General features: G+C 43.7%; 30 protein-coding genes, 2 tRNA genes and 2 rRNA genes (1 of these 34 running past the window's edge). All 34 read left to right on the plus strand.

Annotation, left to right across the window (positions count from 1 at the left end; all coding sequences use genetic code 11):
- The first annotated feature begins 4 nt into the window (after positions 1–4).
- Positions 5–1,192, plus strand: a complete 1,188-nt coding sequence (gene tuf, locus C3B73_RS05160; protein WP_103664402.1) for an elongation factor Tu — start codon at positions 5–7, stop codon at positions 1,190–1,192.
- A gap of 10 nt (positions 1,193–1,202) precedes the next feature.
- Positions 1,203–1,514, plus strand: a complete 312-nt coding sequence (rpsJ, locus tag C3B73_RS05165) for a 30S ribosomal protein S10 (RefSeq protein WP_018128596.1) — start codon at positions 1,203–1,205, stop codon at positions 1,512–1,514.
- Positions 1,515–1,531: 17 nt separating this feature from the next.
- Positions 1,532–2,173, plus strand: a complete 642-nt coding sequence (gene rplC / locus C3B73_RS05170) for a 50S ribosomal protein L3 (protein ID WP_103664563.1) — start codon at positions 1,532–1,534, stop codon at positions 2,171–2,173.
- A 2-nt stretch (positions 2,174–2,175) separates the two neighbouring features.
- On the plus strand, positions 2,176–2,826 hold the full coding sequence (rplD, locus tag C3B73_RS05175) for a 50S ribosomal protein L4 (RefSeq protein WP_103664564.1): 651 nt from the start codon (positions 2,176–2,178) through the stop codon (positions 2,824–2,826).
- Entirely contained in the window at positions 2,823–3,110 is a 288-nt protein-coding gene (gene rplW, locus C3B73_RS05180; protein ID WP_103664565.1) for a 50S ribosomal protein L23, read from the plus strand. Before rplD ends, rplW begins: the two co-directional genes overlap by 4 nt.
- A 12-nt stretch (positions 3,111–3,122) precedes the next feature.
- Entirely contained in the window at positions 3,123–3,956 is an 834-nt protein-coding gene (gene rplB / locus C3B73_RS05185; RefSeq protein WP_103664566.1) for a 50S ribosomal protein L2, read from the plus strand.
- A gap of 10 nt (positions 3,957–3,966) precedes the next feature.
- Entirely contained in the window at positions 3,967–4,239 is a 273-nt protein-coding gene (gene rpsS, locus C3B73_RS05190) for a 30S ribosomal protein S19 (protein ID WP_103664567.1), read from the plus strand.
- A 17-nt stretch (positions 4,240–4,256) separates the two neighbouring features.
- A complete protein-coding gene (gene rplV, locus C3B73_RS05195) occupies positions 4,257–4,634 on the plus strand; it encodes a 50S ribosomal protein L22 (RefSeq protein ID WP_103664568.1) in 378 nt (125 codons plus the stop codon).
- 12 nt (positions 4,635–4,646) lie between these two features.
- The gene (rpsC, locus tag C3B73_RS05200) at positions 4,647–5,399 is read left to right on the plus strand and encodes a 30S ribosomal protein S3 (protein WP_103664569.1); all 753 of its coding nucleotides are present in this window, start codon (positions 4,647–4,649) and stop codon (positions 5,397–5,399) included.
- A gap of 19 nt (positions 5,400–5,418) precedes the next feature.
- On the plus strand, positions 5,419–5,841 hold the full coding sequence (gene rplP, locus C3B73_RS05205; protein WP_103664570.1) for a 50S ribosomal protein L16: 423 nt from the start codon (positions 5,419–5,421) through the stop codon (positions 5,839–5,841).
- A 1-nt stretch (position 5,842) separates the two neighbouring features.
- Positions 5,843–6,046, plus strand: coding sequence for a 50S ribosomal protein L29 (gene rpmC / locus C3B73_RS05210; RefSeq protein ID WP_103664571.1), 204 nt, complete (start codon positions 5,843–5,845; stop codon positions 6,044–6,046).
- A gap of 10 nt (positions 6,047–6,056) precedes the next feature.
- Entirely contained in the window at positions 6,057–6,320 is a 264-nt protein-coding gene (gene rpsQ / locus C3B73_RS05215) for a 30S ribosomal protein S17 (protein ID WP_103664588.1), read from the plus strand.
- A gap of 24 nt (positions 6,321–6,344) precedes the next feature.
- Entirely contained in the window at positions 6,345–6,713 is a 369-nt protein-coding gene (rplN, locus tag C3B73_RS05220) for a 50S ribosomal protein L14 (protein ID WP_103664572.1), read from the plus strand.
- A 16-nt stretch (positions 6,714–6,729) separates the two neighbouring features.
- Positions 6,730–7,083 carry a 50S ribosomal protein L24 gene (gene rplX / locus C3B73_RS05225; protein ID WP_103664573.1) on the plus strand — a complete coding sequence of 118 codons (354 nt, stop codon included), beginning with the start codon at positions 6,730–6,732 and terminating at the stop codon, positions 7,081–7,083.
- Positions 7,084–7,098: 15 nt separating this feature from the next.
- The gene (gene rplE / locus C3B73_RS05230; RefSeq protein WP_103664574.1) at positions 7,099–7,650 is read left to right on the plus strand and encodes a 50S ribosomal protein L5; all 552 of its coding nucleotides are present in this window, start codon (positions 7,099–7,101) and stop codon (positions 7,648–7,650) included.
- A gap of 12 nt (positions 7,651–7,662) precedes the next feature.
- On the plus strand, positions 7,663–7,932 hold the full coding sequence (gene rpsN / locus C3B73_RS05235) for a 30S ribosomal protein S14 (RefSeq protein ID WP_103664575.1): 270 nt from the start codon (positions 7,663–7,665) through the stop codon (positions 7,930–7,932).
- A 17-nt stretch (positions 7,933–7,949) separates the two neighbouring features.
- Positions 7,950–8,342 (plus strand): 30S ribosomal protein S8, encoded by a 393-nt coding sequence (rpsH, locus tag C3B73_RS05240; RefSeq protein WP_103664576.1) that lies wholly within the window; start codon positions 7,950–7,952, stop codon positions 8,340–8,342.
- 17 nt (positions 8,343–8,359) lie between these two features.
- A complete protein-coding gene (gene rplF, locus C3B73_RS05245) occupies positions 8,360–8,914 on the plus strand; it encodes a 50S ribosomal protein L6 (RefSeq protein ID WP_103664577.1) in 555 nt (184 codons plus the stop codon).
- 11 nt (positions 8,915–8,925) lie between these two features.
- On the plus strand, positions 8,926–9,264 hold the full coding sequence (rplR, locus tag C3B73_RS05250; RefSeq protein ID WP_103664578.1) for a 50S ribosomal protein L18: 339 nt from the start codon (positions 8,926–8,928) through the stop codon (positions 9,262–9,264).
- 17 nt (positions 9,265–9,281) lie between these two features.
- The gene (gene rpsE / locus C3B73_RS05255; protein ID WP_103664579.1) at positions 9,282–9,806 is read left to right on the plus strand and encodes a 30S ribosomal protein S5; all 525 of its coding nucleotides are present in this window, start codon (positions 9,282–9,284) and stop codon (positions 9,804–9,806) included.
- Between the two features lie 19 nt (positions 9,807–9,825).
- On the plus strand, positions 9,826–10,281 hold the full coding sequence (gene rplO / locus C3B73_RS05260; protein ID WP_103664589.1) for a 50S ribosomal protein L15: 456 nt from the start codon (positions 9,826–9,828) through the stop codon (positions 10,279–10,281).
- 20 nt (positions 10,282–10,301) lie between these two features.
- Positions 10,302–11,615, plus strand: a complete 1,314-nt coding sequence (gene secY, locus C3B73_RS05265) for a preprotein translocase subunit SecY (RefSeq protein ID WP_103664580.1) — start codon at positions 10,302–10,304, stop codon at positions 11,613–11,615.
- A 2-nt stretch (positions 11,616–11,617) separates the two neighbouring features.
- Positions 11,618–12,427 carry a type I methionyl aminopeptidase gene (gene map, locus C3B73_RS05270; protein WP_103664581.1) on the plus strand — a complete coding sequence of 270 codons (810 nt, stop codon included), beginning with the start codon at positions 11,618–11,620 and terminating at the stop codon, positions 12,425–12,427.
- Positions 12,420–12,638: a translation initiation factor IF-1 gene (infA, locus tag C3B73_RS05275; protein ID WP_103664582.1), complete on the plus strand. Its 219-nt coding sequence runs from the start codon at positions 12,420–12,422 to the stop codon at positions 12,636–12,638. Before map ends, infA begins: the two co-directional genes overlap by 8 nt.
- Before the next feature lie 8 nt (positions 12,639–12,646).
- The gene (gene rpmJ, locus C3B73_RS05280) at positions 12,647–12,763 is read left to right on the plus strand and encodes a 50S ribosomal protein L36 (RefSeq protein ID WP_071594720.1); all 117 of its coding nucleotides are present in this window, start codon (positions 12,647–12,649) and stop codon (positions 12,761–12,763) included.
- 20 nt (positions 12,764–12,783) lie between these two features.
- Complete coding sequence (gene rpsM / locus C3B73_RS05285; RefSeq protein ID WP_103664583.1) at positions 12,784–13,161, plus strand: 30S ribosomal protein S13; 378 nt, start codon at positions 12,784–12,786, stop codon at positions 13,159–13,161.
- 21 nt (positions 13,162–13,182) lie between these two features.
- On the plus strand, positions 13,183–13,590 hold the full coding sequence (gene rpsK, locus C3B73_RS05290; protein ID WP_103664584.1) for a 30S ribosomal protein S11: 408 nt from the start codon (positions 13,183–13,185) through the stop codon (positions 13,588–13,590).
- Positions 13,591–13,608: 18 nt separating this feature from the next.
- A complete protein-coding gene (gene rpsD / locus C3B73_RS05295) occupies positions 13,609–14,214 on the plus strand; it encodes a 30S ribosomal protein S4 (RefSeq protein ID WP_103664585.1) in 606 nt (201 codons plus the stop codon).
- A gap of 23 nt (positions 14,215–14,237) precedes the next feature.
- The gene (locus tag C3B73_RS05300; RefSeq protein ID WP_103664586.1) at positions 14,238–15,209 is read left to right on the plus strand and encodes a DNA-directed RNA polymerase subunit alpha; all 972 of its coding nucleotides are present in this window, start codon (positions 14,238–14,240) and stop codon (positions 15,207–15,209) included.
- An 18-nt stretch (positions 15,210–15,227) separates the two neighbouring features.
- Complete coding sequence (rplQ, locus tag C3B73_RS14215) at positions 15,228–15,764, plus strand: 50S ribosomal protein L17 (protein ID WP_103664587.1); 537 nt, start codon at positions 15,228–15,230, stop codon at positions 15,762–15,764.
- Positions 15,765–16,062: 298 nt separating this feature from the next.
- Positions 16,063–17,586 (plus strand): 16S ribosomal RNA (locus C3B73_RS05310).
- A gap of 140 nt (positions 17,587–17,726) precedes the next feature.
- A tRNA-Ile gene (locus C3B73_RS05315) sits at positions 17,727–17,800 on the plus strand.
- 13 nt (positions 17,801–17,813) lie between these two features.
- Positions 17,814–17,887, plus strand: a tRNA-Ala gene (locus tag C3B73_RS05320).
- 473 nt (positions 17,888–18,360) lie between these two features.
- Positions 18,361–20,000 (plus strand): 23S ribosomal RNA (locus C3B73_RS05325) (it continues 1,263 nt past the right edge of the window).
- Together the 16S and 23S rRNA genes with 2 tRNA genes alongside form the textbook arrangement of a ribosomal RNA operon.

Raw genomic sequence — 20,000 nt, forward strand, 5'->3', positions numbered from 1 at the left:
AATCATGGCAAAAGAGACCTTTCAACGGAATAAGCCCCACGTAAACGTAGGCACGATAGGCCACGTAGATCACGGAAAAACGACACTGACGGCAGCGATTACGACGGTAATGGCGAAGACCTATGGTGGAGTAGCGAAGCAATTTGCGGATATTGACAATGCGCCGGAAGAGCGTGAGCGCGGTATTACGATTGCGACGGCCCACGTAGAGTACGAAACCGACGAGCGTCACTATGCCCACGTTGACTGTCCGGGTCACGCCGACTATGTGAAGAACATGGTAACGGGAGCGGCTCAGATGGACGGAGCTATTTTGGTGGTAGCTGCCACGGATGGTCCGATGCCACAGACGCGCGAGCACATTCTGCTTGCCCGCCAGGTTGGAGTGCCACAGATCGTGGTCTTTATGAACAAGGTGGATCTGGTAGACGATGAAGAGCTGCTGGAGCTGGTAGAGCTGGAAGTGCGTGAGCTTCTGTCCTCGTATGAATTTGATGGCGACAACATTCCTGTGATCCAGGGATCTGCCCTTGGCGCGCTGAACGGTGAAGCTGAGTGGGAAGAGAAGATCGTTGAGCTGATGAAAGCCGTTGACGAGACGATTCCAACGCCAGAGCGTGACGTAGACAAGCCGTTCCTGATGCCGGTAGAGGATGTATTCTCTATCACCGGTCGTGGAACCGTGGCTACCGGACGTATTGAGCGTGGCGTGCTGAAGCTGAATGATGAGATTGAGATCGTTGGTATCGTTGAAGAGCCAATGAAGACGGTAGTAACCGGTATTGAGATGTTCCGCCGTATGCTTGACCAGGGTCAGGCCGGAGACAACGCCGGTATTCTGCTGCGTGGTATTAACAAGGAGCAGCTGCAGCGCGGTATGGTACTGTGTAAGCCGGGCTCGATCACCCCGCATAAGAAGTTTGAGTGTGAGGTGTATGTATTGAGTAAAGATGAGGGTGGTCGTCACACGCCATTCTTCAAAGGCTATCGCCCGCAGTTTTACTTCAGAACCACCGATGTGACCGGCTCTTGTGAGCTGCCAGACGGCGTTGAGATGGTAATGCCAGGCGACAATGTGAAATTAAACGTAACCCTGATCCAGCCGGTGGCGATGGAAGAAGGATTGCGATTTGCGATACGCGAAGGTGGCCGTACAGTGGGCGCCGGAGTGGTAACTAAAATCTTAGACTAAGGATCTGATCGTGGCAACACAACAAAAAATCAGAATCAAATTGAAGTCATACGATCATAATTTGATCGATAAATCAGCTGAAAAGATTATTCAGACTGTGAAATCTACAGGTGCGGTAGTTTCGGGCCCGATCCCGCTACCCACCCGTAAAAGCATCATTACAGTTAATAAATCTGTATTTGTTGATAAGAAATCTCGAGAACAATTCGAGTATAGATCACATAAAAGACTGATCGATATTCTTTCAACAGGATCACAAACTGTAGATGCATTGATGAAGCTGGAATTACCTTCCGGTGTTGATGTAGAAATTAAAGTTTAGAAAAGGACCAGAACACGATGAGTGGTTTGATTGGAAAAAAAGTTGGTATGACAAGCGTGTTTGATAACAACGGGAGAAATATTCCTGTGACTGTTATTGAAATTGAACCTTGTGCTATTACCCAGATCAAAACGGAGGAAACTGACGGTTATACAGCTGTACAGTTAGCTTCATTTGATCGCAAAGAAAAGAATGTTAGTAAAGCCGTTAAAGGCCATTTTGCGAAAGCAGGTGTTGATACTAAGCATCAGGTAGTTGAATTCCGTGATTTCATTCCGGAGGGTTTAAATGTAGGTGATGAACTTACAGTATCTGATGTATTCTCCGTTGGAGATACCGTAGATGTAGTAGCAACTTCAAAAGGCCGTGGATTTACAGGTGTTATCAAACGCCATAATTTCAGTGGTGTTGGAGATGCAACACACGGTCAGCACAACAGAATGAGAGCTCCCGGAGCAATTGGTAATGCATCTGACCCTTCTAAAGTATTTAAGGGAATGAGAATGGCCGGTCAATCAGGTAATGAAAGAGTTAAGGTTAAAAACCTAAGTATCGCTAAGATCCTTGAAGACTCTAATTTACTTCTTGTAACAGGCTCTGTTCCTGGTGCAAAAGGTGGATACGTAGAAATTCATAACAAAACGTCTGTTATTGGGTAATCATGAAATTAGATATATATAAAATAGACGGATCTAAAAGCAGCAAAAAAGCTGAATTAAGCGATACAATTTTTGCTGTAGAGCCTAATGAAGTTGTGCTTTATGAAGACGTTAGACGTCATTTAGCCAACAATCGTCAGGGAACAGCAAAAACTAAAGAAAGATCTGAAGTAGCCGGTAGTACCAAGAAAATGTATCGTCAGAAAGGAACGGGTAATGCTCGTCGCGGCGATATTAAATCACCACTTTTGAGAAAAGGTGGTACTGTATTTGGTCCTAAACCGCGTGACTACAGTTTCAAGCTAAATAAAAAGACTATACAATTAGCGCGCAAATCAGCTTTGTCACTTAAAGCAAATTCAGAAGGAATTCGTATTGTTGAAGATTTCTCTTTTGATGAGCCTAAGACTTCTCAAGTAGCAGATATGTTAAAAGCTTTTGAAGTAAGTGATAAGAAAGTATTGATATTAACGGCTGATACTGATTTAAATATTTACAAATCAGCACGAAATATCCCTAGGGTTAATGTTCTTGAAGGATATAAACCTAATACTTATCAGATAATGAATGCTGACGTAATACTTATTCAGGAAAGTGCATTAACCATTCTTGAAAACAGTATTGAAGGTAAAACTGAGAAGGCAACAGCATGAGTGTAATTATTAAACCAGTTATAACCGAAAAATTAAGCAGACTTCAGGAAGAAGGTAAATACACCTTTGAAGTTGCTAAAAATGCAAGTAAGCCTGAGATAAAGGTTGCAGTTGAAGCAGCTTATCCTGGAGTTAAAGTGGCTAAAATTAATACAGCTATCATGCCTTCTAAGCCAAAAGGCCGCTATACCCGAAGTGGGTACCAGGGCGGACGTACTAAAGTTTGGAAGAAAGCGATCGTAACGATCAAAGAAGGCGAAATTGATTTCTTTGCTGAAATTTAAGACCAATAGAAAATGCCTACTAAGAAATTAAAACCAATTACACCGGGAACAAGACACAGAATTGCTCCTGTATTTGATGACATTACAACTGATAAGCCGTTAAAAGCTTTATTGGCAGGTAAACATTCTACCGGTGGTCGTAACAGAAATGGACGTATCACTTCACGACATCGTGGTGGTGGACACAAACGTCGGTATCGTATCATCGATTTCAAAAGAAATAAGCATGAGATACCTGCGGTAGTGCAAACTATTGAATATGATCCTAACCGATCTGCCCGTATTGCACTAATTGCATACGCTGATGGTGAAAGAAGATATATTCTGGCACCAAATAAACTGCAAGTTGGAGATACGATCATCTCTGGTGAAAATGCTGCACCGGATCTCGGAAATGCATCACCAATGATTAAAATGCCTCCGGGTACTTTTATTCATAATATAGAACTGCATCCGGGACAAGGTGGAACCTTATGCCGTAGTGCAGGAACCGGAGCTCAGTTACTTGGCCGTCAAGGCAAGTATGTGAGTGTTAAGCTTCCATCAGGCGAAGTGAGAATGATCCTTGGAAGTTGTTATGCAACGGTTGGTGAAACAAGTAACCCTGACCACATGAACACAACTATCGCGAAAGCCGGTAGAAGTAGATGGAAAGGTCGTCGCCCACAAACACGTGGTGTTGCGATGAACCCTGTTGATCACCCGATGGGTGGTGGTGAGGGTAAAGCCTCCGGTGGTCACCCACGTTCACCATGGGGACAATCTGCTAAGGGTAAGAAGACCCGTAACAGAAATAAATTGTCTTCCAAGTATATCGTCAGAAGAAGAAAAACAAAGAAAAAATAATTAGATAAGTATGCCACGCTCACTGAAAAAAGGGCCTTTTGTTTATTACAAGCTTCAACGCAAAATTGATGAAGCTAAAGAAAGTGGATCTAAGAAAGTGATCAAAACCTGGTCACGCAGTTCTATGGTAACTCCTGATTTTATGGGGCTGACCATTGCGGTTCACAACGGTAAACAATTTATCCCTGTTTTTATCACTGAAAATATGGTTGGCCATAAGTTAGGAGAATTTGCTCCTACCAGAACATTTCGTGGTCACCCAATGAAAAAAGCAGCAAAATAATTAATCGGATTTAAGAGATGGATACTCCAGTATTAGAAGCACGAGCAATTCAAAAGCACTTGAGGAGAGCCCCAAGAAAGGTTCGCCTGGTAGCTGATGCTGTTCGTGGAAAATCAGTAGAAAAAGCTATAAAACGCTTGGAATACACTAAGAAAGCATCTGCAGAAGATGTGATCAAAGTGATTAAATCTGCCGCTGCAAATTTACGCGATAAATTTCAGGAAGAGCGTTTTGATGACGAAGACCTTTATATAAAGGAAATATATGTTGATGAGGGTGTAACTCTGAAAAGAATACAGCCTGCACCGATGGGTAGAGCTCATCGAATTAATAAGCGTTCATGCCATATCACAGTTAAAGTGGCAAAGCGTGATCAAGAAAGTGTAAACGAATAAACGATAAATACCTTGGGACAAAAAACAAATCCAACTGGTTTTAGATTAGGCATTATTCGAGGATGGGACTCCAATTGGTTCTCTGAAGAGAATCAACCAAGTCTTATCATAGAAGACGAAAAGCTTCGTGAATATTTGCACACAAGACTCCGTAACGGCGGTCTTTCTAACGTAATTATTGAACGTACCCCTAAAAGAATTCTGCTTACACTACGTACCAGCAGACCGGGTGTAATTATTGGTAAAGGTGGAGAGCAGATCGAATTACTTCGTGAAGAGCTCAAAAAAATTACCAATAAGGAAGTTCAGATTAATGTTAGTGAGATCAAACGCCCGGAATTGGATGCAAGTCTCGTTGCTCAAAATATTGCCCAACAGCTACAAGCCAGGGTTTCTTTCAGAAGAGCAATGAAAACTGCGATCTCATCCGCTATGCGAATGGGTGCCAAAGGTATTAAAGTTCGTTGTGCCGGTCGATTAGGCGGTGCTGAAATGGCACGTACTGAGCAGTATAAAGAGGGACAGATTCCTCTACACACCCTGCGTGCTGATATCGACTATGCAACTTCTACTTCAAACACCATTTATGGATCAATTGGAGTGACTGTTTGGATCTTCAAAGGTGAAATTATCGGTGATGTTGATCTGACTCCTGGAACTCAATCCGGTCGTGATTCTGATTCCGGTAGAGATAACAGAAGAGGCGGTGATGACAAAGGAAGAAGAAGTCGTCGACGCAGCAGAAATAGAAATCGATCTAATTAAAATCAGTTAATACGAAACGATGTTAGAACCAAAACGAGTTCAAAGACGCCGCGTACACCGCGACAAACTGAAAGGTAATGCACAGCGTGGACACACAATCAACTTTGGTGATTTTGGACTGAAGGCTTTAGAACCTAAGTTCATTACTTCTCGCCAGATTGAGGCATGCCGTATTGCAATTGCAAGATCTCTGCAAAGAGATGGACAAACGTTTATCAGAATTTTTCCTGACCGACCAATGACAAGCAAGCCTGCTGAGACCCGTATGGGTAAAGGTAAAGGTGCATTGGATCACTGGGTAGCAGTGGTTAAGCCAGGACGTATTTTATTTGAGATCGCAGGTGTAAACGAAGACAGAGCAAGAGAAGCATTAAGACGTGCTGCTCATAAACTTCCTATTAAGACTAAGTTTGTTGTAAGAAGAGATTATCAGGGAGGATAAGATGAAAGCACACGAATTAAGAGATTTAACACTTACTGAATTACAAGCCCGTTTAAAAGACGAGCGTGAAGTACTACAAAATCTGAGATTTTCTAAATCAGTGACCGGACAATTAGAAAACCCGGCCAGGTTAAGAAATCACAGAAGAGAAGTTGCTCGATTAGAGACAATTATTAATGAAAAACGTAGTGCTGAACAAGCATAAAGATTTAATTATGGCACAAACAGAAAGAGCCCGAAGACGAGAAAGAATTGGACATGTTGTTAGTAACAGCATGGACAAGAGTATAACGGTTGCAGTAGATCGTCAGGTAAAACATTCCATTTATGGAAAGTACATTACCAAGACTACGAAGTACATGGCACACGACGAGAACAATGAAGCAAACGTCGGTGATAAAGTACACATCATGTCTACCAGACCACTTTCAAAGAGAAAATCATGGCGATTGGTTGAAATCGTCGAGAAAGCTAAGTAACGAATAGAGCATTAGGAATTAGCGATGATTCAAACGAATACGACATTAAATGTAGCAGACAACAGCGGAGCCAGAAAGCTGATGTGTATCAAAGTTTTAGGTGACTCTAAAAGAAGATATGCACGAATTGGTGACCTGATCTCTGCATCTGTTAAAACTGCAATACCGGGTGGTAACGTCAAAAAAGGTGATGTTGTTAAAGCCGTTATTGTTAGAACTAAAAAAGAATTCCGCAGAAAGGATGGTAGTTACATTCGTTTTGATGAAAATGCTGCGGTAATTATCAATAAAGATCAAGAACCGGTAGGTACACGTATCTTTGGCCCAGTGGCGAGAGAGCTTCGTGAAAAAAGCTTCATGAGAATCGTGTCGCTTGCACCGGAAGTACTTTAAAAAAGGAAATTAGAGTATGCCACGCAGGTTCAACAAACAAAAGAAATTAAACGTTAAGAAAGGTGATGACGTATTGGTCATTGCCGGTAACGATAAAGGTAAAAGAGGCCGTGTATTGATGGTGATGCCACAAAAAGAGCGTGTGCTCGTTGAAGGTATCAACATGAAAACCCATCATGAAAAGCCAACCCAGGATAATCCACAGGGTGGACGTCTGAAAAGAGAAGGTTCGATCCATATCTCAAATGTTATGGTGATCGATCCGACTACAGACGAACCTACCAGAGTTGGTCGTAAGCGTATTGAAGAAAACGGTAAAGGCCGTTGGGTTCGGTATGCGAAGACCAGTGGCGAAATGCTGGATAAATAACGCATATAGATAGCAATGGCTGAAGCAAGATTATATACACAGTACAAAGAGGAAATTCGCGACAGTTTACGCGAAGAGTTTGAGTATGAAAACCCAATGGCCATACCCAAACTTCAGAAAATAGTAATAAATGTAGGTGTAGGCGATGCTATAACTGATAAAAAGGTTTTAGATACAGTTGTAGATAATGTAGCCGCAATTACTGGTCAACAACCGGTAACTACTAAAGCGAAAAAATCTATATCAAACTTTAAACTGCGTGAGGGAATGCCAATTGGCTGTAAAGTAACACTTCGCCAGCGTATTATGTTTGAATTCCTGGATCGATTGATCAACTTGGCTTTGCCAAGAACTCGTGACTTTCAGGGAGTTCCGGATAAGAGCTTTGATGGCCGGGGTAATTACACCCTTGGTATCAAGGAACACACGATCTTTCCGGAAATCGATACTGACAAGGTTTCAAAGGTCCATGGTATGGATATCACATTTGTAACCTCTGCAGAAACGGATGAAGAAGCTTACGCCCTGCTTAAGCACTTTGGAATGCCATTTAAAACGAGAAACTAAGGATATTCTATTATGGCTAAGAAAGCTTGGATAGCACGCAATAAAAAAAGAAAAGAAACAGTAGAAAAGTATGCTGAAAAGCGCCGTAAGCTGAAAGAAGCCGGTGACTATGAAGGCCTTCAAAAACTTCCGCGCGATGCCAGCCCTACACGGGTTAGAAATCGTTGCAATATTACCGGAAGAAGCAGAGGCTATATTAGCAAATATGGAATATCACGGATCAAATTCCGTGAACTTGCCTTAGCAGGTAAGATTCCAGGTGTACGAAAAGCAAGCTGGTAACAATAAAGAAGGAATCGATGACAGATCCTATTGCAGATTATTTAACACGTATAAGAAATGCCCAACAAGCCGGGCACAGAAGAGTTGATATACCCGCTTCTAAATTGAAGCGTGCCATGACCAAGATCTTGGCTGATAAAGGGTATATCTCAAAATACATTGATATTGAGGATGGAAAGCAAGGTATCATCCGTTTGTTTCTGAAATATGATTCATACGGCCACCCTGTTATCCGAAGTATGAAAAGACTTTCAAAACCAGGTCTAAGAGTTTATAAAGGCGGGGACGAAGTTCCACGTTCACAAAACGGACTTGGTATTGTAATTCTTTCAACATCCAAAGGTGTAATGACCGATAAAGAAGCTCGCAAGCTTAATGTAGGCGGCGAGATACTATGCACCATTTACTAAAAAATAGTTTTTGAAAAATGTCTCGAATTGGAAATTTACCGGTACCTATTTCTGACAAAGTTGAATTCAGCATTGATGCTGATAACATTGCAACTTTCAAAGGAGAAAAAGGAACCAACACACTTCGTATTCACCCTAACATCACTATCGAAAAGAACGATGGTGAATTGATCATCAACCGAAACAATGATGAAAAATCTAACCGTGCTCTGCATGGTTTATTTCGTGCACTGATCAATAATGCTGTAGTAGGTGTTAGCGAAGGATATACCAAGAAACTGGAAATCATTGGTGTTGGTTACAGAGCATCTATCAGTGGTGATGTACTCGAACTTAGCCTTGGATATTCTCACCCGATTTTCTTCGTACCGCCAGAAGGTATTACTATTGAAGTTGATACGAAGTCCAGCAAAAATCCTATCCTGGTGATCACCGGTGTGGATAAAGAAATGGTTGGGCAAGTTGCTGCCAAGATCAGATCATTCAGAAAGCCTGAACCTTATAAAGGTAAAGGTATCAGATATGTAGGCGAGCAAGTAAGACGTAAAGCCGGTAAATCAGCTGCTAAATAGAGGATTTAAGAATGAATAAAAAGCAACAAAAGAAAACGGAACGACGAAACAAGATCAGAAGAAGAATCCGTTCTACGGTTAAAGGAACTTCTGAGAGGCCTCGTCTAAGTATTTACAAAAGCAGTAAGTACACATACCTGCAATTGATCGACGATATGGAAGGCGCAACAATTGCTTCTACGAAAGCTGAAAGCGGTGTTGATAATGCCAAAGAAGCAGGTAGTGAAATTGCTAAAGCTGCACAAGACAAAGGAATTAATAAAGTGGTATTTGACCGTAGCGGTTATAAATATCACGGCATCGTTAAGGCAGCTGCAGAAGGCGCCCGCGATGGTGGATTAGACTTTTAATTGAATTGGGATAAACAATGCCTAAAATAAGAAGAAAACAATCTATACCTGCTGCTAACCTGAACCTCGAAGAAAAACTGGTTCACGTTAATCGTGTATCAAAGGTGGTTAAAGGTGGACGTCGTTTCAGCTTTAACGCAATTGTAGTGGTTGGCGATGGTAACGGAGTTTGTGGTCACGGACTTGGTAAAGCCAATGAAGTTTCTGATGCGATCCAAAAAGGATTTGATAACGCTAAGAAAAACCTGATTCGGGTTCCACTAACAAAAACCAAAAGTATCTATCACCCAATTGTTGGGAAAGCAGGAGCTGGTAAAGTATTATTGAGACCTGCCGCTGAAGGTACCGGTGTAATTGCTGGTGGTGCTGTTAAAGCTTTGTTGGATGTAGCAGGAGTACACAATATTCTTTCTAAATCCCAGGGTTCTTCAAACCCTCATAACATGGTTAAGGCTGCGTTTACAGCTCTGAAAGAATTGACAGATCCTGTCGAAGTAGCACAGAGAAGAGATATTTCTCTGAACAAAGTATTTGAAGGATAATTATTTAAAGAATTAGATGATGGACTTAAGCAATCTAAAAGCGCCGATCCCAAATAGAAAAGGTACCAAACGTGTTGGTCGTGGACAGGGTTCAGGTCGCGGTGAACAATCCGGCCGTGGACATAACGGACAGAAATCAAGATCCGGTCATAAGCAACGTGCATGGTTCGAGGGTGGACAAATGCCACTTCAAAGAAGACTTCCGAAGTTTGGATTTAAAAACTTCAACCGTACTGAAAATAGAGGAATCAACGTACATACTATCGGTGAATTTATTGAAGCTGGTAAGTTGGATTCCAAAATTTCGATCGAAGATCTCATTAATTCAGGTCTGGCCCACAAGAATGATACTATAAAATTGTTGGGTCGTGGAGATCTAGATCAGAAAATTGAAATCGAAGTACACGCTGCCAGTAAATCTGCTGAAGATAAAGTAGAGAAAGCCGGTGGTACACTAACAATTGTTAAGAAATAATAGCTTAGTACAGACCCCGCATGAGTCTTATAGAGAACTTTCGCAACATATTTAAAATTGAAGACCTGAAAAACAGAATACTCTACACAGTAGGTATTCTGATGGTTTATAGGGTTGGTAGTTACATTACTTTACCCGGTGTAGATGCAAACCAATTGATCAACAATTCAGGTAATGCAGCAAGTAGTTTGCTGGGTTTGTTTGATTTGTTTGTAGGTGGGGCATTTTCGAGAGCCGGTGTATTTGCGTTAGGTATCATGCCTTACATTACAGCTGCAATTATCATTCAGTTGATGGGTGCAGTAGTTCCTTACTTCCAAAAATTACAACGTGAAGGTGAGGAAGGCCGGCGTAAGATCACCAGGTTAACCCGTTATGGAACCGTAGGTATTACTGCTGTGCAGGCCATAGGTTTTTCAATAAACCTTATTTCTTCATCACCACAGGCAATTGTTGTAAACGAATTGTTCTTTGTTATTACGGCTATGATCGTATTAACAGCCGGAACCGTATTTGTGATGTGGTTAGGTGAAAGAATTAGCGAAAGAGGTATTGGTAATGGTATTTCACTGATCATTATGATCGGTATCATTGCTGCGTTACCTGCTAACTTCTACAACGAGATCACTACTAAGGCAAATGCCATTTTGGTGATCATTGAAGTTGCTGCATTGATTCTTGTGATCGCAGCTGTGGTTCTGTTGACTCAGGGAACCCGTAAAATTCCGGTACAATATGCCAAGCGAGTTGTTGGCCGTAAAGTTTATGGTGGAACCACACAATACCTTCCACTTAAAGTAAACGCTGCCGGAGTAATGCCGATCATCTTTGCTCAGTCTATTATGTTTATCCCGAGCACGATCGGTTCATTTTTCCCTGAAAATGAAACCATACAGTTTTTGACTCAGTGGTCGGTTGATTTCACAGGTGTGACATACTCAATTGTGTTCTTCTTTGTCTGTATGTTCTTCACCTTTTTCTATACTGCCATCGCGATCAACCCTAAAGAAATGGCTGATACAATGAAGCGTCAGGGTGGATTTATTCCTGGTGTACGCCCGGGTAAGCAAACAGTAGAATTTATTGACAATATTTTGACTAAGATCACTCTTCCGGGATCTATCTTTTTATCCTTCGTTGCGATCTTACCGGCTATTGCCGTTGGATTGTTCGGAGTAACACCTGGTTTTGCCCTCTTTTATGGAGGAACCAGTTTGTTGATCATTGTGGGTGTAGCATTAGATACTTTACAACAGATCGAAAGTCATTTGATGATGAGACACTACGATGGATTCATGAAGACAGGTCGTATTAAAGGCCGAAGAAGAGCATAGTAATGATTTACCTGAAAAGTGAATCTGAAATTGAGAAGATGCGTGAAAGTGCACTCATCGTCTCAAGAACATTAGCGGAAGTCGGTAAACATATCGAGCCCGGTGTTCAAACAGGTAAACTTGACAGGATCGCAGAAGATTATATTGCCAAAGAAAAAGGAAGGCCTGCATTTAAAGGTTATGGTCCTAAAGGCAATGAGTTTCCTGCAACACTTTGTATCTCTGTTAATGAGGAAGTTGTCCACGGAATACCCGGAGAAAGGGTATTAGAGGAAGGTGATATCGTTTCTGTGGACTGCGGAGTTGAAAAAAACGGATACTTTGGAGATCACGCTTACACTTTTGTGGTGGGAAGTTGTGATGATGAAACTTTGAAATTATTGAAGACCACACTCGAATCCTTGCATAAAGGTATTGATCAGGCTGTTCACGGTAACAGAATTGGAGATATGGCTAACGCCATCCAGACTCACTGTGAAACTGAAGGATATGGAGTAGTGAGAGAATTAGTTGGACACGGCATCGGTAAAGCGATGCATGAAGATCCATCGGTTCCAAATTTTGGAAAAAAAGGAAAGGGTGAACGCCTTAGATCAGGCATGACCCTGGCTGTAGAACCAATGGTTACCATGGGTTCATATAAAGTTAAAACATTAAATGATGGCTGGACAATAGTTACAGCCGACAGGAGCTTAGCAGCCCATTTCGAACACGATATTGTGGTTCGGGAAGGAAAAGCTGAAATTCTAAGTACTTTTGATTATATTGCTGAGCTCTCGGATAAAAATCAAAACATATTGTATTATGGCTAAACAAGAGCCGATAAAACAAGATGGCGAAATAATAGAAGCATTGCCGAATGCTCAATTCAGAGTTGAGCTGGATAATGGACATGAGATATTGGCTCATGTATCAGGTAAAATGCGTATGTATTACATAAAAATTCTGCCGGGAGATAGAGTGGCTGTAGAGATGTCACCCTACGATTTAACCAAAGGAAGAATAACTTATAGATATAAATAAGGGTTGTCATGAAGACTAGATCATCAGTTAAAAAAAGAAGTTCAGACGACAAAATTGTAAGACGTAAAGGAAGACTTTACGTGATTAACAAGAAAAACCCACGTCATAAGCAACGACAGGGATAATAGACTAACAGATTACTTATATGGCACGTATTGCTGGGATAGATTTACCTAAACAAAAACGAGGCGTAATCAGCCTTACTTACATTTATGGAATTGGCCTGACAACGGCTAAGAATATTTTGGACCGTATTGGTATCGAGCATGATACTAAAGTTCAGGATTGGACGGATGAGCAAGTAAGTGAATTGCGTAAGATCATTGATGAAGAGTACAAAGTTGAAGGTGCTCTTAGAAGTGAAGTGAATGGAGATATTCGCCGCTTGATCGAAATTGGAAGTTACCGTGGTGTTCGTCACCGTAAAGGTCTTCCGGTTAGAGGGCAGAATACCCAGAACAACGCTCGTACCAGAAAAGGTAAAAAGCGTACTGTTGCAGGTAAGAAAAAAGCAGTTAAGTAGTAATTGTAATTGAGATAACCAATGGCTAAAAAACAACCAAAAGCAGCAGCTGCTGCAAAGAGAAAAAGAAAAAAGCAATTAAGCGATCCAAACGGGATGGCTTTTGTTAAAGCTACTTTCAACAACGTTATTGTCACAATTACTGATGCGGATGGTAATGTAGTGTCATGGTCTTCTGCCGGAAAAGAAGGCTTCAAAGGCTCTAGAAAAAATACCCCGTATGCTGCGCAATTAAGTGCCGAAACTGCTGCTAAGACTGCACATGATATGGGTCTTAGAAAAGTAGAAGTATTTGTTAAAGGTCCTGGTTCTGGACGTGAAGCAGCGGTAAGAGGTATGGCAAGTTCAGGTTTGGAAGTGACATCTATCAAAGATAGAACCCCACTTCCACACAATGGATGCCGACCACCGAAACGTAGAAGAGTTTAATAGTAAAGAGATCAGATAATGGCAAGATATAGAGGACCAAAACAAAAGAAAGCCAGAAGGTTTAAAGAGCCGATCTTTGGCCCAAGTAAAGCGTTAGAAAGAAAGCCTTACGGACCTGGTGAGCATGGCCGTTCCAGATTTAACAGAAAATCTGAATATGCTATTCAATTAGAAGAAAAGCAGAAGGCAAAATACACGTACGGTTTGCTGGAGAAGCAATTCCGTAATCTATTTAAGGCTGCTTCTGCTAAAGATGGTGTTGCCGGTGAGAACCTGCTACAAGCTCTTGAGTGCAGACTCGATAATACGGTATACCGTATGGGTTTTGCCAGAACAAGAAGACAAGCCAGACAGTTAGTGACTCACAAGCATATAGTTGTGAATGGTAATATTGTAAATATACCATCATTTGAAGTGTCACCGGGTGATGTGATCTCTGTTCGTCCAAAATCAAGAAGTCTGGAAGTTATTGAGGATTCACTGTCAGGTTCTTCAAGAAACAAATACAAGTGGGTTGAAACAGATCCAAAGATGAAATCAGGTAAGATGTTGAATGTTCCTTCTATGGAAGAAATACCTGAAAATATTAACGTTCAGCTTATTGTTGAGCTTTACTCTAAGTAATTCTAAAAGACATAGATCTTATTATGAGCAATTATAGCATTCAAATGCCTGAAACCCTTAACGTTGTTAAAGACCAGAATGACTTTGGTACATTTGTTCTTCAACCGCTTGAAAGAGGTTTTGGTGTAACGATTGGAAATTCGTTTAGAAGAGTTCTGCTCTCATCCTTGCCTGGTATTGCTATTACAGCAGTTAAAATCAACGGTGTTGATCATGAATACTCCAGCATCAAAGGTGTTAAGGAAGATGTTTACGAAATTATCCTGAACTTCAAGGAAGTAAGGTTTAAGCAGGTTGAACAAAGTTCAGGAGTGATCCATATTTCCAAAAGTGGGCAAGGTGAACTGACAGCTAAAGATATTGATGATGCAACGGCTGAATATGAGGTGTTAAACCCTGATTTAGTAATTGCTAATCTGGCTGATGATGCTGAACTGGAAATTGAGCTGAAAATAGGCAGAGGTCGTGGTTACGTTCCTGCAGAAGAAATGACTATCGAAGACGATGATGTAAACCTCATCCCAATCGATGCTATTTTCACACCTATCAAATCAGTTAAATATAACGTTGAAAACGTACGTGTCGGTCAAAGAACTGACTACGAAAAACTTGTAATGGATATTCAGACTGACGGCTCAGTTAATGCGAAAGAAGCATTGACCATTGCCGGTAAAATTCTGAAAGAACATATTGAGAAATTCATTACGGAAGAGATCGAAGAGCCATTTACTCAGGAAGAAGAGGAAGTGGATGCTGAGAAGCAGCGCGTTGCTAACCTGTTAAGAACCAGTATTGAAGATCTTAACTTAAGTGTTAGAGCTTATAACTGCTTGAAATCAGCAAACATCAACTCCATCGGAGAGCTTGTATCTCGCGATGAGCAAGATCTTCTTAAATTCAGAAACTTTGGTAAGAAATCACTAAGTGAGCTTGTAGAAGTGATCGAAGAGAAGAATCTTGAGTTTGGAATGGACGTTTCAAAATATTTGGATTAAGCAGAAAGGAATTAGAAAATGCGTCACGGAATAAAAGGAAGAAAATTAAGTCGAACCGCAGCTCATAGAAAATCGACCATGCAATCTCTTGCTATGGCTTTGATTAGAGAGCACAGAATTGTTACAACTGTTGCTAAGGCGAAAGAACTAAGAGGATATATAGAGCCTCTCATTACGCGAGCGAAGGAAGATACTGATCATAACAGAAGACAGGTATTTTCAACACTTCAAAATAAAGATGCGGTTACTACTTTATTTACTGAGGTCGGTCCAAAATCTAAAGATAGACCCGGTGGTTACACTCGTGTGATCAAAGCGGGATTTAGAAAAGGTGATGGAGCGGAGATGGCCGTTGTAGAGCTTGTTGATTTTAATGATATCAAGCCTGAAGGATCTTCCAGTACCAAGAAGAAGAGAACCAGAAGAGCAGGTAAGAGTAATACTCCAACTGCAGCCGAGACAACTAAAAAATCGGAAAATAAAGAAGCTGGTCAGGAGGCTGATAAAACATCTTCAAAGAAAGAAGAATCAGCTTCTTCAGACGAAGAAGAATAGTAGAGAACTGGGGTTGCTAAACCTTAGTTAAAAGGTGCCTATAGGGCGTACCTGTTAGTGTCACGCAGATTATATAAAAAATCTGAAATTAAAGTTGACATCTTAATTAAATAAGCCCTATCTTTGGTTTCTGTTTCGAAAACGATTTTTCACTTCGAAACAATTGTTCTTAGACATAATGAAGTATAGATCAGATTGTTTGTGCGAGCGAGAGCTTGTTCAATTCTTTGATGCATTAATTTGCATAGAAAATGACCAAGAGCGTAGGGTTAGCTCACAGAGTATATATTAGATATTTACAATGGAGAGTTTGATCCTGGCTCAGGACGAACGCTGGCGGCGGGCTTAACACATGCAAGTCGAAGGAGAAGGTAGCTGCTTGCAGCTGCTGGAGACTGGCGGACGGGTGAGTAACGCGTAGATAACCTGCCTATATCTGGGGGATAACATCTCGAAAGGGGTGCTAATACCGCATAATGCAGCGGGGCCGCATGGCCACAGTTGTTAAAGGTTTCGGCCGGATATAGAGGGGTCTGCGTACTATTAGTTAGTTGGTGAGGTAACGGCTCACCAAGGCGATGATAGTTAGGGGGTCTGAGAGGATGATCCCCCACACTGGGACTGAGACACGGCCCAGACTCCTACGGGAGGCAGCAGTGAGGAATCTTGCGCAATGGGCGAAAGCCTGACGCAGCCACGCCGCGTGCCGGAAGACGGCCCTATGGGTTGTAAACGGCTTTTGAATGGGAAGAACGTACGAGATTCGTCTTGTAGTGACGGTACCATTTGAATAAGCACCGGCTAACTCCGTGCCAGCAGCCGCGGTAATACGGAGGGTGCAAGCGTTGTCCGGAATCATTGGGTGTAAAGGGTGCGTAGGCGGGAGCCTAAGTCTGTGGTGAAATCTTGCCGCTTAACGGTAAAATTGCCATAGATACTGGGTTTCTTGAGTACAGAAGAGGTCGGTGGAATTCGTAGTGTAGCGGTGAAATGCATAGATATTACGAAGAACATCAGTGGCGAAGGCGGCCGGCTGGACTGTAACTGACGCTGAGGCACGAAAGCGTGGGGAGCGAACAGGATTAGATACCCTGGTAGTCCACGCTGTAAACGATGTATGCTAGTTGTTGGTCCTTTGGGGCCAGTGACGCAGTTAACGCAGTAAGCATACCACCTGGGGAGTACGTCGGCAACGATGAAACTCAAAGGAATTGACGGGGGCCCGCACAAGCGGTGGAGCATGTGGCTTAATTCGATGCAACGCGAGGAACCTTACCTGGGCTAAATCCACAGTGTTATCTCCCGAAAAGGAGAGTCCCTTCGGGGCACTATGGAAGGTGCTGCATGGCTGTCGTCAGCTCGTGCCGTGAGGTGTTGGGTTAAGTCCCGCAACGAGCGCAACCCCTGTGGTTAGTTACCAGCACGTAATGGTGGGGACTCTAGCCAGACTGCCTACGCAAGTAGTGAGGAAGGTGGGGACGACGTCAAGTCATCATGGCCCTTACGTCCAGGGCTGCACACGTGCTACAATGGATGGTACAATGGGTAGCCACCCCGCGAGGGGGAGCAAATCCACAAAGCCATTCTCAGTTCGGATTGGAGTCTGCAACTCGACTCCATGAAGGTGGAATCGCTAGTAATCGCGTATCAGCAATGACGCGGTGAATACGTTCCCGGGCCTTGTACACACCGCCCGTCAAGCGATGGAAGTCAGGAGTACCTGATGTCGCTCCAGCAAGGAGTGCCTAGGGTAAGCCTGGTAACTGGCGCTAAGTCGTAACAAGGTAGCCGTACCGGAAGGTGCGGCTGGATCACCTCCTTTCAAGGAGAGCGTTCCTGCAATATGGAACTACGACGCTACGCAAGCGCTCGTATCAAACAATCTGATCTGTACTTATTATATAGCGGGTGAACACTCGCCGCAGCCGGCGACCAACGCCTGTGCCGATACCCCGCTAAGCGGGGCTTGTAGCTCAGGTGGTTAGAGCGCACGCCTGATAAGCGTGAGGTCGGAGGTTCAAGTCCTCCCAAGCCCACAATTTAGTGCAAGGGGCTATAGCTCAGCTGGCTAGAGCACCTGCTTTGCAAGCAGGGGGTCCGGGGTTCGAATCCCCGTAGCTCCACACGAGTTTGACATAGTGAAGCAAGCGATACTGAGTGGCTGATTGAGGCCGCTGCAGGGTTGGCGGTTCCCCCGAACATCGGGGCCGTAGCTCCACACGAGTTTTTTGAGATTTTGAGGTAGTAAGACATGAGATGAGAGGATGCAGATCCCGGATGTTTTATACCTGTTCTTTAACAGAATGTTTGAGTTTGAGGCGTTGCCGGAAGGCGCGCGAGCAAGCAGACACGTTCCACACGCGAGAGTGTGGGTTCTTTGACATGATGAAAGCAATAGCAATAGTAAAAGGTCTGATATTGCTTACCTGCTTCGGTAGGTAGGTAATGGAAGATAGTAGTGCGTGCGTCCGATTGGGCGTGCGTGCTACGCCAAGGTATCTGGATGCGGTTCGTCCCACATCCAGACCACAATTGTAAACCAATAGCATGAAGTACTTATGTAGGCCGTGCGGCGGAGACGCCGTGCAAGCCATATAATAGAAGCATACTAAGGGCACACGGTGGATGCCTAGGCATACAGAGGCGAAGAAGGACGTGTAAAGCTGCGATAAGCTGCGGGGAGCTGCATAAGAGCAATGATCCGTGGATTTCCGAATGGGGCAACCCATCCGCCAATTGGCGGATACTCCTTTCGAGGAGGGCATACGGGGGGAACTGAAACATCTAAGTACCCCCAGGAGAAGAAAACAATCAAGTGATTTCCCAAGTAGCGGCGAGCGAACGGGAAGCAGCCCAAACCGGCTTCCTACGGGGAGTCGGGGTAGTAGGACCTGCGTAATCGAAGCGAGCTTAAGTCGAAACTGCCTGGAAAGCAGTCCCACAGAAGGTGAAAGGCCTGTAGGCGTACGGCGAGCGGAGAGGCGGGTATCCTGAGTAGCGCGAGGCCGGTGAAACCTTGCGTGAACCAGCCGGCACCATCCGGTAAGGCTAAATACATCTGTATGACCGATAGTGAACCAGTACCGTGAGGGAAAGGTGAAAAGAACGCCGAGAAGGCGAGTGAAATAGTACCTGAAACCGTGTGCTTACAAGCGGTCGGAGCCTCTCTTTGAGGGGTGACGGCGTGCCTTTTGTATAATGAGCCTACGAGTTGCTCCTGTTGTGCGAGGTTAAGCCCCTAAGGGGTGGAGCCGTAGCGAAAGCGAGTCTGAAACGGGCGAGCAGTACAGCGGGGCAGACGCGAAACCAAGTGAGCTATCCATGGTCAGGGTGAAGTGGGGGTAAAACCCCATGGAGGCCCGAACCGCCAGACGTTGAAAAGTCTTCGGATGAACTGTGGATAGGGGTGAAAGGCCAATCAAACTTGGAAATAGCTCGTACTCCCTGAAATATATTTAGGTATAGCGTCTGGTTTTGTCTCTCCGGAGGTAGAGCACTGATTAGGCTAGGGCCCTTCACCGGGTACCAACCCTAGACAAACTCCGAATACCGGCAGAGAGCCACCAGGCAGTCAGTGGCGGGGTGATAACGTCCCGTCGCGAGAGGGAAACAACCCAGACCACCAGCTAAGGCCCCCAAATGTATGTTAAGTTGAACAAAGAAAGTTGGGTTGCCCAGACAACTAGGAGGTTGGCTTAGAAGCAGCCATTCCTTTAAAGAGTGCGTAATAGCTCACTAGTTAAGCGGCCCGGCGTCGATAATACACGGGCATTAAACATACTGCCGAAGCTGTGGACTCTAATAGAGTGGTAAGGGAGCATTCCAGGGGCGCAGAAGCCGGATCGTGAGATCCGGTGGAGCCCCTGGAAGCGAAACTGTAGGCATGAGTAACGATAAGAGGAGTGAGAAACTCCTCCACCAAAAACCCAAGGGTTCCTGATCAACGCTAATCGGATCAGGGTTAGTCGAGACCTAAGGTGTAGCCGAGAGGCGAAGCCGATGGCAAACCGGTTAAATATTCCGGTACCGATTGTAGCGCCAGGCTAAGGCGTGACGCAGAAGTGACACTCCCGCGTGCTGACGAATGCACGTTAAAGGGCGTAGGCCGGGGGGCAGGCAAATCCGCCTCCCATTAAGGCTGAACCCCGACAGTACTGTGAGCCTGCGGGCAAGCAGATAGTGGAGGTAATCCCGCTGCCGAGAAAAGCGTCGTAGTTTGTTACAATCGCTCGTACC

It is taken from the genome of Gracilimonas amylolytica, from assembly GCF_002911695.1.
Classification (GTDB): domain Bacteria; phylum Bacteroidota; class Rhodothermia; order Balneolales; family Balneolaceae; genus Gracilimonas; species Gracilimonas amylolytica.